The sequence below is a fragment of the Dietzia timorensis genome, from assembly GCF_001659785.1.
Lineage (GTDB): Bacteria > Actinomycetota > Actinomycetes > Mycobacteriales > Mycobacteriaceae > Dietzia > Dietzia timorensis.
Genome location: NZ_CP015961.1, coordinates 2224660 through 2237901, shown reverse-complemented (window position 1 = coordinate 2237901; position 13242 = coordinate 2224660). Strand labels below are relative to the sequence as shown.

Genomic DNA, 13242 nt, shown 5'->3' with positions numbered 1-13242 from the left:
CGCCGAGCATGGCCAGAACGAAGATGATGTGGGTGGCGATCGGAGCTCTTGAGGCATCGGGCGAGGGTGAGGAGGAATCTGCAGAAGTAGAGCCCCTCACCTCTTCCGCCTTTCGTTCCGAAGATCGTCCCAGGTACGCCACCCTACTCTAGAGTGCGTGCCGAAAAATGAGAGCGGCCCGTCGCATCCGCTGAGGATGCGACGGGCCGCACGCCGTCCGACTTGTCGGGCGAAGAACTTACTCGCCGTACTCGCCGTTGACGAAGGTGATGTTGCCGTTCTGGAAGGTGGAGATCCAGCCACCCTCCTGCGGCTTCTCGTCCTCGGTCGGCCAGCCGAGCTCGGACTCGGGGCCGCCCTGCTCCTCGTAGCGCTCGAGGATCTTGCCCTGAACCACGTAGGCGTTGCCTTCCGGATCGACGAAGATCGTGCCGCCATCGAAGTCCTGGCGCTGGCCCTCTCCGACGGTCTGCGTCTCGCCGGTCGGCGCCCCGAGGTAGCCGGACTCGCCGCCGAGCTCCTCGTACTTGTCGGCGACCGACGCCGGAACCTCTACGGGGCCGTTCGGGCCTTCGATTTCCTTCATCTCGCCGTCGGCGCCTTCGCCCTCGGCACCCTCGGAGTCCGACCCGGTGGCGGAAGCCGCGGCATCGCCGGCTGCCTCGGTGGCGCTGGCGCCGGCCTCGCCCGCGGCGGAGGTCGCCTGGTTCGCAGCGTCGCCTGCCTTGCTTGCGACGTCGTTGTCGTCGCTGCAGGCGGCGACGGAAAGTGCGAGCATGCCGACGATGGCGGGGTACGCGAGTGTCTTCTTCACGTTCATATCTGTAATCCTCTCTGCTGTTTAGCTTTGAGAAACTTTCGCTCGCGAACACGCATTGATTCGCTAAGTAATTGGACAACGTGTTCGCGATGCAGATCGACGGTCTCGTGAATCGAGTACGTCCGCGTCCGCTCAAGTACCTCTCGTATAGTCTCTACCGGCGCTCATGAGCATTTGCCACCTTTCACCCATATGTTTACCAAGGCGAAATACAATCGATTCCAATGCGCTACTCAGTTTTGGGTCGGCTAATCTGCGCTTATCTGGGCAGAGGTGTTGCTTATCTTTGCATGTTAAGCCGCTTAACGTGCGCTCCAATTCAGCGCCGGTTGTGGACCTTTGCCGCAACGAACATCAATATCCCCGAAGCGGCGGCAATGACCGCGCCGGCGCCGAGCATGACCGGGTACGACGCAACGCCCGAAAGAGCGGAAAGGACCATTGGGAAGCCGAAGCCGAGGTAGGCGAGCGTATAGAACACTGCGGTAAATGCGGCGAGATTGGAATTGTGCGCGTACCGCTGAACCTCCAATAGCCCGCACTGAAGTGCCATGCCGTACGCGCAGCCCAGGGTGATCGCCGCGAGGATTCCGACGGCCACCGACCACGGCGTCGATTCGAGCAGGAGCATGGTTACTACGGCCAGGAGCATTCCGGCGAGGATCAGCGAGTAGGTGAGCTTCGCGAGAATGATCGAACCGGGCACGTAGATCCGGCGTGCGAGCTGCTGGACGACGAAGCCCGAACCGAGGGTGAGGACGCACAGCAGCGCCGAGAACGCGACCGGCGCGCTCTGGACGTTTTCCGCTAGTTGCCCGGGAATGATCGCGTATGCGACCCCGGCTGCGCCGAATACCCACGGGGCGGTGAGTGCGACCACGAGCAGGAAACGCGGAGCGGCGAAATGGGTCGCGATCGGCGGGGGCGTGTCGGCCCGGCGGGCTGCCGGAGTCCCGCCGTCATCTTCGCGGGTTGACGCCGGGCGGCGATCGAGCGTTTCGGGCACGACGCTTAGGGCGAGCGCGAACGGGACGGACAACACAATGTGCACGAGGTAGGGGAGAACGTGCGGCGCGGGAGCCCACTGCGCGAGAACGCCTGCGATGGCGGCGCCGACCGCGAAACCCGCTGTGAGCGAGAGACCCTGGCGCCGCGCGCCGGCGAGCCCGTCGGCGGCGAGATCGTAAGGCGGCGAGGAGACCTCCTTGAGCCAGCTGCCGCCCACAGCCATGGCGATGCCGAGTGCGAGGCCGCAGAGCACGCGGCCGATGCCGAGCATGAGTGGGGCGTCACCGCCGATGGCGAGGAATACCGAGCCCGCGATGCCGATCCAGGGTGCAGGAAGGGCGACGGGGCGCCGGCCGAACCTGTCGGACAGCGGAGCCGAGATCGCGAGGCCAGGGACGATGCCGACGACATAGGCGAAAAGGAGGCTGTTGACCACGACTTGGTCGATTCCTTCGCCCGAGTAGAACACCAGCAACGGGGTGAACTGGTTGCCGCCCCACGCGATGAGGAACATCGTCGCGGCGAGGAGAGCCCACGGCGGGGCCTTGTCCAGCAGTCGCGGGGACTCGCGGCGCTTCGTGGCGGGAGCCATCGTCGTGGTCATCAACTCACTCCTTCATCGTCGTTGGAGAGGCGGATTTCGTGGACGCGCTCGAGGTGCGAACGCAACATGGTGGTGAACCGGTCGGCTTCGCCGCGCGCCACGGCCTCCGCGAGCTCGAGGTGCTCATGGCCGATCGCCTCGGTCGAGTGTGCGGAGGCGTGGACGGAGCTCTCGACCATGCGTCGCTGGCGCTCGCGCAGCGAATCGTAGAAACCGAGGATCACCGAGTTGCCTGCCGCCGCGACAATCGCGCGGTGAAAGCGCACATCGAGTTCGGAGAAGTCGGTGAGACTGCGCGCGGCGACGGCTTCGGACTGGGATTCTGCGATTGCTATGAGCTCGGCGTGCAGCGTCTTTCTCTCGGCGCCGGGCATCGAAGCGACGGCGTGGGCCTCGATCGCGACGCGGGCTTCGAGGACCTCTCTCTTCTCGGTGGCGGTCACTGGCGTGACGACCGCGCCGCGCTTCGGATACAGCGTGAGCCAGCCCTCGGACTCGAGACGTTGGAAGGCCGAACGCATCGGTGTGCGGCTCATTCCGAGCTCTCCGGCGAGGGCGTTCTCGCTGATGAGGTCACCGCCGACGATCGTGCCGTCGAGAATCAGTTTCTTCACCGCCTCGTAGGCGAGGATCGCTGCGGGTTGGGTTGCAGACATGCTTGTATACAAGCATGTGCGTAAGTGTGGATTCAAGCTGACGTCGCCTCGTGTGATGGGGGACACCTGTATTCTCGGGCGCATGCGTTTCGGAACATTTATCCCGCAGGGCTGGCGACTCGATCTCGATGGCATCGACCCCGTCGAGCACTGGCCGCGAATGCGGGACCTTGTCACCTCAATCGATGACGGCGGAGTGTGGGATTCAGCGTGGGTCTACGACCATTTCCACTCCTCGCCATTTGTCGAGGACGCCGCTGTGCACGAGGCATGGTCTCTGATTTCGGCGCTCGCCGCGAGTACGTCGCGCGTGCGGCTCGGGCAGATGTGTACGTGTATGGGTTACCGGAATCCGATGTACCTGGCGAAGCTCGCCGCGACGGCGGATGTGATCTCCGGCGGCCGTGTCGAGATGGGTATCGGAGCAGGCTGGTACGAACACGAGTGGAGCGCTTATGGATACGGTTTCCCGCCTGCCGGCGAGCGACTGGGGATGCTCGCCGAGGGGGTCGACATCCTTCGGCAGGCATGGACCACCGGCTCGGTGAACCTCTCCGGATCCCATTACACGGTGGACGACGCCAAGTGCTTTCCGTTACCGCCGCAAGATGGAGGGATTCCGCTGTGGATCGCAGGTGGCGGCGAGAAGAAGACGCTCCGCATTGCGGCACAGTACGCGGACTACACCAATTTCGACGGCACGCCGGAGGGGTTCAAGCACAAGTCGGAGGTTCTCGCTGCGCACTGCGACAACATCGGCCGCGATTTCTCGCAGATTACCCGTAGCGCCAACTACAACATTCTCATCGGAGAGACCGAGGCGGACGTCGCCGAACGGGAAGCCTGGCTGCGAGACCGAATGGTGCGGCTAGTCGGCGAGGAATCTGCGGAACAGCAGTTGCGGTCATTCCGGGGGATGCCGGGGCATGGCACGCCAGAGCAGGTCGCAGAAAAGCTCGACGCGATGAAGGTGTTGGGCATGGACTACGCCGTGTGCTACTTCCCGGACCTCGGGGAAAGCAGGGACAGCTTCGACCTATTCGAGAAAAAGGTTATCCCCGCGCTGTCGTAGCCGATAGGCAAAGGAAAAGGGTCGCTACGAGAACTTTGGTTCCCGCAACGACCCTTTTCTTGTTCTATTGTGCGCGCGGATCGTCTCCCCATCCGGGCAGCGGCCGCGAGAGGCCTAGGTGACCGGGATGATTCCGACGGTCGGAGCCACGCGGCAGTTCGCTTCGCCACCGTCGAAGGCGGTGGTGAGGCCTCCGCGCAGAACGGCGAGCACCTGTCCGCCGCCGGTGTCCGCAACACCGCTCACGGTCGCCGGGCCTTCGGGGTTCATGCCATTGAAGCCCAGCTCCGTGGAGCCTCGACGACCGTTGGCCGGGTTGAACCAATCGACAACGAGTGGCTCGACCTGGTTCTCGGCGACCGGGCCGGTACCGAGCGCGGTGAACACGAAGGCCGTCTGGTGCTCGGGGACGCCCGGGAGCGGCAGGTCTGCCGGTCCCGGGACGGCCGTGATCGTGCCGACCGCAGAGGAGTTGCCGTCGATGCAATTCTCCATGACGGTTGGGTAGAGGAACTGGGCGATCGCCGGCCCGTTCTCCGGAATTCCGACACCCGGCTCGCCCTCGCCGCGGAAGAAGGCGATGAGACGCTCTGCGGACGAGCGGATGTTCTCCGGAACCGCCGGATTCTCGATGGAGCCTTCGACCGAGCCGAGGATCTGTTCGTTCGGGCGGCCGAGCTCGTCGAGGACCTGGGCGCCGGCGGTGGCCGGCGTCAGCGTGGCGACGAGGGCAAGGCCCCCGAGCGCGACCACGGAGCGACGGGCGAGGCCAGACAATGGGCGTCGGTTCACGGTGTCCATCCTTTTGAATCATCTGCGGCGGACGCCGCAGCTCGGAACACAAACAACTGTGACGATTGTGTCAAATGTTATGTGTGATGTAAATCTTACCGAAGTGAAGAGTGTTGCATTCTGTGGTTGTAGTGAATTCGAGTAGCGAATTTGATCGAATTCCCTCCGCAGGGTCGAGGCCCTACGTGTTCTATCTCTCGGCAGATCATATCGTTTCAGCGGCTCGTGACTAATGGCCCCGGGTGGGTAGTGCGGTAATCTCGTAAGGCCGAGAGAGTCGTTTCAGGCGACGCGAGAGCGTGTCGCCCCTCCCGATGTGGGTTCGCCCTAGAGGCTGCGAGCTTCCTTGGTGGCATGCGTGAGCATGTATTCGCTCAATACGACAACACCGGGTGTGGGCATTTTTGTGCTGCGCCTTATAGGAGAACACTTTCGTGACCAGTACCGAGTTCCGTAACGTCGCCATCGTCGCCCACGTCGACCATGGCAAGACAACGTTGGTCGACGCCATGCTCCGGCAGTCGGGCGCTTTCGCCGAACATTCCGAGCTTGTCGACCGAGTCATGGACTCAGGAGATCTCGAGCGTGAGAAGGGCATCACCATTCTCGCGAAGAACACCGCGGTGCTCCGTAAGGGAGGGGGTGCAGACGGGGGCGATCTCGTTCTCAATATCATCGACACCCCCGGGCACGCCGACTTCGGCGGCGAGGTCGAGCGTGGCCTTTCCATGGTCGACGGCGTCGTGCTGCTCATCGACTCCTCCGAGGGGCCGCTTCCGCAGACGCGATTCGTCCTGCGCAAGGCCCTGGCCGCTTCGCTTCCCGTGATCATCGTGGTGAACAAGACCGACCGCCCGGACGCGCGGATTGGCGAGGTCGTCGACGAGGCGCAGGACCTTCTCTTGGACCTCGCGGCCGACCTCGAGGACCCCGACGCACAGGCCGCCGCCGAGAAGGCCCTCGAGCTTCCTGTCGTGTTCGCCTCCGGCCGTGCGGGCAAGGCCTCCATCGAGCAGCCGGCAGACGGCGCCGAGCCGAACGCGGAGAACCTCGACGACTTCTTCAAACTGTTGTACGACGTCATCCCCGCCCCGCGGGGGGATGCCAGCGCTCCGCTGCAGGCCCATGTGACCAACCTCGACGCCTCGAACTTCCTCGGACGAATCGGCCTCGTTCGTATGCACAACGGCACCCTGCGCAAGGGGCAGACCGTGACATGGATCCATCACACGCCGGATGGTGAGCAGTCGACCTCGTCGGTGCGAATCTCCGAGCTGCTCAAGACCAAGGGCGTGGAGCGAGTGCCCGCAGAGGAGGCCGTGGCCGGCGATATCGTCGCCGTGGCAGGTATCCCCGAGATCATGATCGGTGACACGCTCGCCGACCCGGAGAACCCGGTTGCGCTTCCGGCGATCACCGTGGACGAGCCGGCGATCTCGATGACGATCGGTGTGAACACCTCGCCGCTGGCCGGCCGAAACGGCGGCACCAAGCTCACGGCGCGAATGGTCAAGGCCCGCCTGGACCAGGAACTCGTGGGCAATGTGTCGCTGAAGGTTCTCGACACCGACCGCCCCGATGACTGGGAGGTGCAGGGCCGCGGCGAGATGGCGCTGTCGGTCCTCGTCGAGACGATGCGCCGCGAAGGTTTCGAGCTCACCGTCGGCAAGCCCCAGGTGGTCACCCGCCAGATCGATGGCAAGGTGCACGAGCCGATGGAGCACATGACCATCGACACCCCCGAAGAGCATTTGGGCGCGGTCACCCAGCTCATGGCCGCCCGAAAGGGGCGGATGGAGCAGATGAGCAACCACGGCTCCGGCTGGGTGCGCATGGAATTCATCGTTCCCGCCCGCGGACTCATCGGATTCCGGACTGCGTTTATGACCGAAACCCGCGGTGCCGGCATCGCGAACTCCGTATCGCACGGCTTCGAGCCGTGGGCGGGTGAGATCCGCGCCCGCCACACCGGTTCGCTGGTCGCCGACCGTGCGGGCAAGGCGACCGGATTCGCGCTGCTCAACCTCGGCGACCGAGGCGACTTCTTCATCCAGCCCGGTGCAGAGGTTTACGAGGGCGTCGTCGTGGGGGAGAACCCGCGCGCCGAGGACCTCGACGTGAACATCACCAAGGAAAAGAAGCTCACCAACATGCGCTCGGCGACCTCGGATGCCACCGAGACCCTCGCGAAGGCGAAGACGCTGTCCCTCGAGGAGGCGATGGAATTCTGCGCCGGCGACGAGTGCGTCGAGGTAGCCCCGGACGTGGTTCGCGTCCGCAAGGTTCTGCTCAACTCCTCCGAGCGCGCGCGTGACCGTTCCCGCGCGAAGTCGCGGGAGCAGCAGGCGGGTAACTAGGCGAGCAAGGATCGAACGTGGCGAGGAATCGGTCGAGATGGCCGCTGCGCGTGGGCGCAGTGGCCATCCTCCCGGTCCTGCTGGCCGCCTGCGTCGCGGATCCTCCGCCCCCGCGAGTCGTCGGAGCCCAGGGGCCGGCGAGCGTACCACTGTCTGCGGATGCGCTCTCGGTTGTCGTCGATAGCCTCGACCAGGGATTCAATCCTCACTTGCGCTCCGACCTCGGCGCCGACACCGAGCTCCTCGCGGCACTGACTCTTCCCAGCGCCTACGAACGCACCGCCGACGGCCACATGCAGCGCAACAGTGACCTAATCACAGCCGTCACCCAGGTCTCGGAGCAGCCGTTCACGCTTAGGTACGACATCAACACCTCCGCGCAGTGGTCCGATGGCGTCCCCATCGGTGTCGAGGACTTCCGCTATATGTGGCGGAACGTGTCGACCTTCCCGGGCACGGTCGGGGTCACCGGGTATAGGCACATCACCAACATCACCGCCGGGGCCGGCGGGAAAAGCATCGACGTCACCTTCGACGGCGAATACCCGCAGTGGCGCGAGCTCTTCGCGAACCTGCTTCCCGCTCACCTCATGGGCGACGACGCCCAGTCCTTCGCGAACGTACTCGCACAGGGCGCGCCCGCGAGCGGGGGACCTTTCACCGTCGAGAGCGCGGACATGGGAATCGGGCAGATGGTGCTCGCACGCAATGACCGTTATTGGGCCGAGGCCCCGGAGGCGGAGCAAATCGTCATCCGGCTCGCTCGCGATCAGGGAACCCTCGGGCAGGCGGCTCGGGCGAACTCGGCGAAGCTCGTTTCGGTCACCGATTCCGAGACCAACAGACTCGTACTCGACACCGTCGGTGGATTCGAGACTGCGCGGGCGCTCGGCGGCGATCAGCTCACGCTGTCCTGGAACACCAGCGCCGAAGGGCTCGAGGACGCGCGCCTGCGCTCCGCGCTTTCGAATATGGTCGATGCCGCCGCCGTCGGTCAGATCGTCAGCGGCACCGCAGACACCAAAGTCGCCGATTTTCCCTTATCCGGGGACGTCCGCGCCCCACAGGCTCCGGAGATCGCGGAGGCCGAGACCCAGCTCGAGGAGCTGGGATACGCCCGGCGCGGTGGTACATGGCAGAAAGATGGTCGCCCGCTCGACGTCACTCTGGGAGTTGTGGCGGGTGACGAGGCGACGCTCGTTGCCGCCTCGACCGTCGTGGACAGCTTCCGCGCAGAGGGAGTCGATGCGAGGGTGTGGGAGCTCTCCGACGAGAACCTGTACTCCGGGGCACTACCGTACGGACTGGTCAGTGGGGTTGTGACGTGGTCCCCGGTGACCGGGAATCCGCTTACCGCCGCCGACGGGCGATACCGCTGCGTCCCGGAAACCGCCGAACGCACGCCTTCGCAGGCACGCGAGGAGATCGAAGATCTCGTCAACGGCGACGACGACGAAAACGCCTCACCTCAACTCGCCCCCGCGACGGTGACGGAGTTGCAGCCGCCGAGCGATAGCGCCTCCGAGGAGGTCGGCGAGGCGAGTACCACTCCGGCCGATCCCGAGGCCGCGGCGGAAGCGAAGGAAGAGGACGAGGCGAAGGCCGAAGGCAGCGACGAACCGGTGATCTCCGTACCGCTGCCGACCGCGCAGTCGGGTGAGCCCGTGCTCCGTTCGGCTCGGTCCTCGAACCTCTCCGGAATTTGCGACGACAGGATCGATTCCGCGCTCGATACCGCGCAGCGCGGCGCCAAAGCCAGCGGGCTCGGGGCGCTCGGAGCCGCCGATACCGCGCCGCGCCCGAACGGTATGCCCGTCGCGGCGAACTACCCGGAGGAAGTAGGCGAGCTCGTCACGCAGGCGTCGATCGAGGTTCCGCTGTTCCTCGGAGAGCGGCTCATCGGCACCTCGCCGACTTTTGACGGATTCGCGTTTCCCGGCGGCGAAACCTCCACCCACCCACTCGGGCGCGAGCTGTATTCCACCGCAGATTCCTGGAGGACGAGATGACCGGCGAAGGCGACATCCCCGACCTATGCGGCCTGCGGGTCATGGCCGTTCACGCGCACCCAGATGACGAAACGATCCTCACCGGCGGCACCCTGGCGCTGCTAGCAGCCGCGGGAGCGAACGTCATCAACGTCACGTGCACGCTCGGCGAAGAGGGCGAGATCATCGGCGACCTGTGGCAGGGGCTCGCGGCTGCCCAGGCCGATCAGCTTGGCGGTTACCGAGCCGCAGAGCTGAGCAACGCGCTGGGCGCCCTTGGCGTGGCCGCGGGGCCTGTGTTCCTCGGCGGGGTCGGCGCGTGGCGCGATTCGGGGATGGAGGGCTCGGAGTCGTTCTCCCATCCCCGTGCCTTCTCTCGCCCAGATCCGCGCAACGACGAGGCCAAATCCGAGCAGCTCGCGGCGCTCATCGACGCCCACCGTCCGCAGCTCGTGATCACCTACGACCCGGTCGGCTGGTATGGCCACCCCGACCACATCAGGGCGCACACTCTGACCTACGCCGCCGCCGAACGCGCCCGGTGGGCGGTGCCGCGCATCGCGTGGATCGTCGTTCCGCTCAGCGTCCTCGAAGACGACGTGCGCGCATGGGAGGACCCCGCGGCTTCCGGCCGGCTACTTCCCGAGCCGCCGCTTCGTCCCGCCGCGCTGGGGGACCTTCCCGGCTGGCCCGACGAGGAAGTGACCCACGTGGTCGAACTGCCGGCCCACATTCGCGCTCGCCGCGACGCCGCGCTCGCCGCCCATGCCACGCAGCTGCAGCTTCACCCCGATCCCACCGGTGACGCTGCGCCGACCCACCTGGCGCTCACCAACAACATCTGCCAGCAGCTGCCGGTTCGCGAACACTACGTGTCCTTCGACCTGGCGGGTGCAACGAACACCGTCCATGACGTCGGAGGCGCCGGGCGCACCTGGCGCAGGGATCCGCTCGTCCTCGATCCGGAGTCGACCAGGCCGGTACGGGGAGCTTGCATGTCCGCAGACGGCGAGGGTGCGACGCCGCCGGTATGGGACGGACTTGTCGAGGATCTCGAAGGCGCGCGAGGAGGGCAACCACATGAGTGAGGGCACGTCCGCCGTCATGGGCGAAAAGAATGAAACCGAGGGGAAGGACGGTCTGCCGCGCGGCGGCGACGTCGGCGATCCCACGCCTCCCTCCGTGGCGGGTCTGTCCTACGCGCTCGTGTGTCTGGCGATTGCGGCGTCGGTGTCGTGCGTGATCGAGGTGGCGTACCTGTTTCTGCGCACGCCAGAATTCGGTTCGGGGATGACGCTGCCGGTGCCGATCGCGGCGCTGGTGGCCGCAGTGCTCAACACCTGGATGGTCGCCGAGGCGCGCAAATGGTCGCCGAAGCTCGTCGTCCAGGCGTTCCCTCTTATCGTGTGGGTGCTCACGCTGATCTGTCTTCACCTCGGCCCGGGCGGCAACATGCCAGTCCCGCCGAGCGGGCGCGGGTTGTTGCTGCTCATTGGCGGACTCGCCGTGCCCGTGTTCTGGGGGCAGATCCGCTCGTTCAGGCGCCTGGCTGCGGCGACGTAGCCGGGGCCGAAATGATCGGCGCCCCGCCGCCGCGCGGATAACGGGCGATCGTGCCCCACTCTGCGGTGATGCCGGGCGTGATCGCCTCCGCCAGTGCCCACGCCTCGTCGGCCTGCATATCGATGATCCCGTACACGCCCTGCCCGGCCGGAGTGGCGGCCCGCACGTTCGCGACCTTCGCCCACCGCTGGAGCGGATTCTGGGACACCTGCCAGCCGATGATGCCGTCCGCATCGAGCACCGAGCGCTTCGCCTGCAGCGAACCCGAGGACGTGACGAGCCGCCCGCCGACGATGTTGTGGCCCATATTGCGAATGCGATCCCACGACAGCAACAGGAAAAATACGAGCGCGGGCACGATGAACCAGGCGATCCACTTGTCGACGCTCTCGCCACGTTCGAGGCGGAACAGGATCGCCAGCCCGAGCAGGAACCAGAACGGTATGAGCCCGCGGGTGATGCGACGGCGCATGGCAGCGGCCGAATGTTTGCGAAGCGGGGCGCGTACTGGCGCCTCGTCGTCGAGCACGTACTCGGCGACGCGGCGCACGTCCCTGCGGGGAGCGAGCGGGAGCAAAGTCGAGGCATTTCCGCCGCGCTTGGTGCCGGTCATGATCGGCTCGAGCCGCCCACCACCGATAAGTCTGATGAACACAGGAAGGCGCATCTCGACGCCGCGCAGTCGCTGCTTGTCGAGCGCGATGTGTTTCCGCCGCAGGATGCCGTTCTGCACATAGAGCACCCGGCCCTGGTCGATGAGCGCGTACTTGCCGTAGCGAATCGCGTACGCGACCATGCCGAAGAGCCCGGCCACCAGCCACAGGCACAGCGCCTCGGCGATAAGCGTGCGCGGCTGGCCGAGCTCGGTGAATTCCGCGCGCAGCGACACCACAGGTCCCAGCTCGAGCAACCGCTGCTGCATATCGCCCATCTGCAGCGTGATCAGCCACAACGAGAACAGGACACCGAATCCGATCGGCGAAAACGGCGCGAACCGCGACCAGCTGAGCTTCCAGCGCGCGATATCCTCACCGGCGTGTCCGGCCTGCAAATCCGGGTGGTCCGGGTCTATCCCGGCGGCGCGCATGTGCCTGAGTAGTTCCTCCCGCAAAGGCATGACGGCGGAAGAGGCGATGGCGTCGAGACGGAACCTGCCGGCGGCGTCCTTGGAGGAGTCCTGCTGCCCTGTGCCGACCTCGACGATGGAGACTCGCAACAGCCGGTGGAACAGGTCGGATTCGGTGTCGACCGAACGAATGCGTTCCCGTGCGATCGTCACCTGGTTGCGGGTGAAGATGCCCTTGCGCAAGACGATGTGCGAGTCGCCGATGTAGTACGAGGTCGAAATCCATCGCGTCAGGGCGATGAACATGATGAGTCCGAGCAGTCCGAACTCGAACCAATAATTGTCGCGATTGGTTCCGAGCCAAAGTGAGATCACGAAAATCGGCGAAAGCCTGGTGATCATGCCCAAAGGGTCGACGAGCAGCATGCGCCAGGACAGGCGATGCCACGTGGCGTCCGAGAGATCGAGCGTGCCGCGGGCCGAAGTAGACGCCGCTGGGTTCCGCCGCGCTTGCGGTTCTTGTTGCGACTGCTGTGGGGCGCTCACGTCGCATCGCCCTCGTCGAGTTCGGCGATCTTGAGCAGGTGATCCGCGAGGGTCTCCGCATCGGCCAACGGGAGGCCTTTGATCTCGACCGAGCCGTGCGCGGACGCGGTCGATGCGACCACGGAGGCCAGGCCGAGCATCCGCTCGAACATCGAGCGCTTGGTGTACACCGTCTGCAAACGGCCGAGCGGGGCGATGCGGTACTGGTGCGTCCACCATCCGGACTTGGCGAATACGGCCGTCTCCGAGAAATCCCAACGCGCAACCATGTAGCGCCACGTCGGCGCCACGACGAGAGAGAAGAAACCTATCCATGCGGTGGCCGCGGCGGCGACCCAATTCCAGAACGCCATCACGTTATCGCCCCAGAAATACCAGCCGACCTGCAGCGCGACGAGGATGATGATCGACCACATCGATTCCAACGTCCACGCGATGGGCGCCTTGGGGCTCACCCGATAGCGCGGTTCGAGGATCGAGACCTCGGTGTGTTCGAGGTAGTCCTCGAGATCGAATCCGGGAGCGGCGGCGGGGGAGACCTCGCCGTCGGGAACCTCGCTGGGGCCCGGATACTCGCCGTGAGTGACGTCCGGGGCAGTGGGAACTCCGCCGTCATAAGTGGGTGATTCCTGCGACTCGGGCCGGGCGAATTCGTCGTCCGGATCCGGGGCGGCGTGCCGGGGGCGCGACGGGGCGTCGCCGCTGGCATGTGCGAAGCCGAACGGCGGCTCGGGGGTGGACGAATCCCGATAATGAGCAGGCATAGCCAC

General features: G+C 65.5%; 11 protein-coding genes. 5 read left to right on the top strand and 6 right to left on the bottom strand.

The window, feature by feature from the left end:
• Nucleotides 1–238: 238 nt before the first annotated feature.
• From BJL86_RS10240 to BJL86_RS10230, 3 genes are all read right to left on the bottom strand, one after another.
• Nucleotides 239–820: an LGFP repeat-containing protein gene (locus BJL86_RS10240; protein ID WP_067478023.1), complete on the bottom strand. Its 582-nt coding sequence runs from the start codon at nucleotides 818–820 to the stop codon at nucleotides 239–241.
• A gap of 319 nt (nucleotides 821–1139) precedes the next feature.
• Nucleotides 1140–2432, bottom strand: a complete 1293-nt coding sequence (locus tag BJL86_RS10235; RefSeq protein WP_067478027.1) for an MFS transporter — start codon at nucleotides 2430–2432, stop codon at nucleotides 1140–1142.
• A complete protein-coding gene (locus tag BJL86_RS10230; protein ID WP_067478029.1) occupies nucleotides 2432–3088 on the bottom strand; it encodes a GntR family transcriptional regulator in 657 nt (218 codons plus the stop codon). The genes BJL86_RS10235 and BJL86_RS10230 overlap by 1 nt, the downstream gene beginning before the upstream one ends.
• 82 nt (nucleotides 3089–3170) lie before the next feature.
• Between BJL86_RS10230 and BJL86_RS10225 the strand changes: the two genes are divergently transcribed.
• On the top strand, nucleotides 3171–4160 hold the full coding sequence (locus BJL86_RS10225; RefSeq protein WP_067478064.1) for an LLM class F420-dependent oxidoreductase: 990 nt from the start codon (nucleotides 3171–3173) through the stop codon (nucleotides 4158–4160).
• 114 nt (nucleotides 4161–4274) lie between these two features.
• Here the strand turns inward: BJL86_RS10225 and BJL86_RS10220 are convergent, their stop codons facing one another.
• Nucleotides 4275–4961, bottom strand: a complete 687-nt coding sequence (locus BJL86_RS10220) for an Rv1157c family protein (RefSeq protein ID WP_067478048.1) — start codon at nucleotides 4959–4961, stop codon at nucleotides 4275–4277.
• 425 nt (nucleotides 4962–5386) lie between these two features.
• On the opposite strand from BJL86_RS10220, the gene typA reads away from it, so the two are divergent.
• Genes typA through BJL86_RS10200 form a run of 4 tightly spaced genes read left to right on the top strand, consistent with a single transcriptional unit; the run spans nucleotide 5387 to nucleotide 10860 of the window.
• Entirely contained in the window at nucleotides 5387–7309 is a 1923-nt protein-coding gene (typA, locus tag BJL86_RS10215) for a translational GTPase TypA (RefSeq protein WP_067478050.1), read from the top strand.
• A 17-nt stretch (nucleotides 7310–7326) separates the two neighbouring features.
• On the top strand, nucleotides 7327–9318 hold the full coding sequence (locus BJL86_RS10210) for an ABC transporter substrate-binding protein (protein ID WP_156515454.1): 1992 nt from the start codon (nucleotides 7327–7329) through the stop codon (nucleotides 9316–9318).
• The gene (gene mshB / locus BJL86_RS10205; RefSeq protein ID WP_067478057.1) at nucleotides 9315–10385 is read left to right on the top strand and encodes an N-acetyl-1-D-myo-inositol-2-amino-2-deoxy-alpha-D-glucopyranoside deacetylase; all 1071 of its coding nucleotides are present in this window, start codon (nucleotides 9315–9317) and stop codon (nucleotides 10383–10385) included. The genes BJL86_RS10210 and mshB overlap by 4 nt, the downstream gene beginning before the upstream one ends.
• Nucleotides 10378–10860 (top strand): hypothetical protein, encoded by a 483-nt coding sequence (locus BJL86_RS10200; RefSeq protein ID WP_082908720.1) that lies wholly within the window; start codon nucleotides 10378–10380, stop codon nucleotides 10858–10860. The genes mshB and BJL86_RS10200 overlap by 8 nt, the downstream gene beginning before the upstream one ends.
• Here the strand turns inward: BJL86_RS10200 and BJL86_RS10195 are convergent.
• Together BJL86_RS10195 and BJL86_RS16780 are read right to left on the bottom strand one after the other, a co-directional pair.
• Entirely contained in the window at nucleotides 10835–12472 is a 1638-nt protein-coding gene (locus tag BJL86_RS10195) for a PH domain-containing protein (RefSeq protein ID WP_067478062.1), read from the bottom strand. The two genes, BJL86_RS10200 and BJL86_RS10195, sit on opposite strands and share 26 nt — an antisense overlap.
• Complete coding sequence (locus tag BJL86_RS16780) at nucleotides 12469–13236, bottom strand: PH domain-containing protein (protein ID WP_082908721.1); 768 nt, start codon at nucleotides 13234–13236, stop codon at nucleotides 12469–12471. Before BJL86_RS16780 ends, BJL86_RS10195 begins: the two co-directional genes overlap by 4 nt.
• Nucleotides 13237–13242 lie beyond the last annotated feature (6 nt).

Coding starts and splice junctions, on each gene's coding strand:
- BJL86_RS10235 (WP_067478027.1), bottom strand. CDS start 2,432: ATGACCACGACGATGGCTCCCGCCACGAAGCGCCGCGAGTCCCCGCGA.
- BJL86_RS10220 (WP_067478048.1), bottom strand. CDS start 4,961: ATGGACACCGTGAACCGACGCCCATTGTCTGGCCTCGCCCGTCGCTCC.
- BJL86_RS10225 (WP_067478064.1), top strand. CDS start 3,171: ATGCGTTTCGGAACATTTATCCCGCAGGGCTGGCGACTCGATCTCGAT.
- mshB (WP_067478057.1), top strand. CDS start 9,315: ATGACCGGCGAAGGCGACATCCCCGACCTATGCGGCCTGCGGGTCATG.
- BJL86_RS10240 (WP_067478023.1), bottom strand. CDS start 820: ATGAACGTGAAGAAGACACTCGCGTACCCCGCCATCGTCGGCATGCTC.
- BJL86_RS16780 (WP_082908721.1), bottom strand. CDS start 13,236: ATGCCTGCTCATTATCGGGATTCGTCCACCCCCGAGCCGCCGTTCGGC.
- BJL86_RS10230 (WP_067478029.1), bottom strand. CDS start 3,088: ATGTCTGCAACCCAACCCGCAGCGATCCTCGCCTACGAGGCGGTGAAG.
- BJL86_RS10200 (WP_082908720.1), top strand. CDS start 10,378: ATGAGTGAGGGCACGTCCGCCGTCATGGGCGAAAAGAATGAAACCGAG.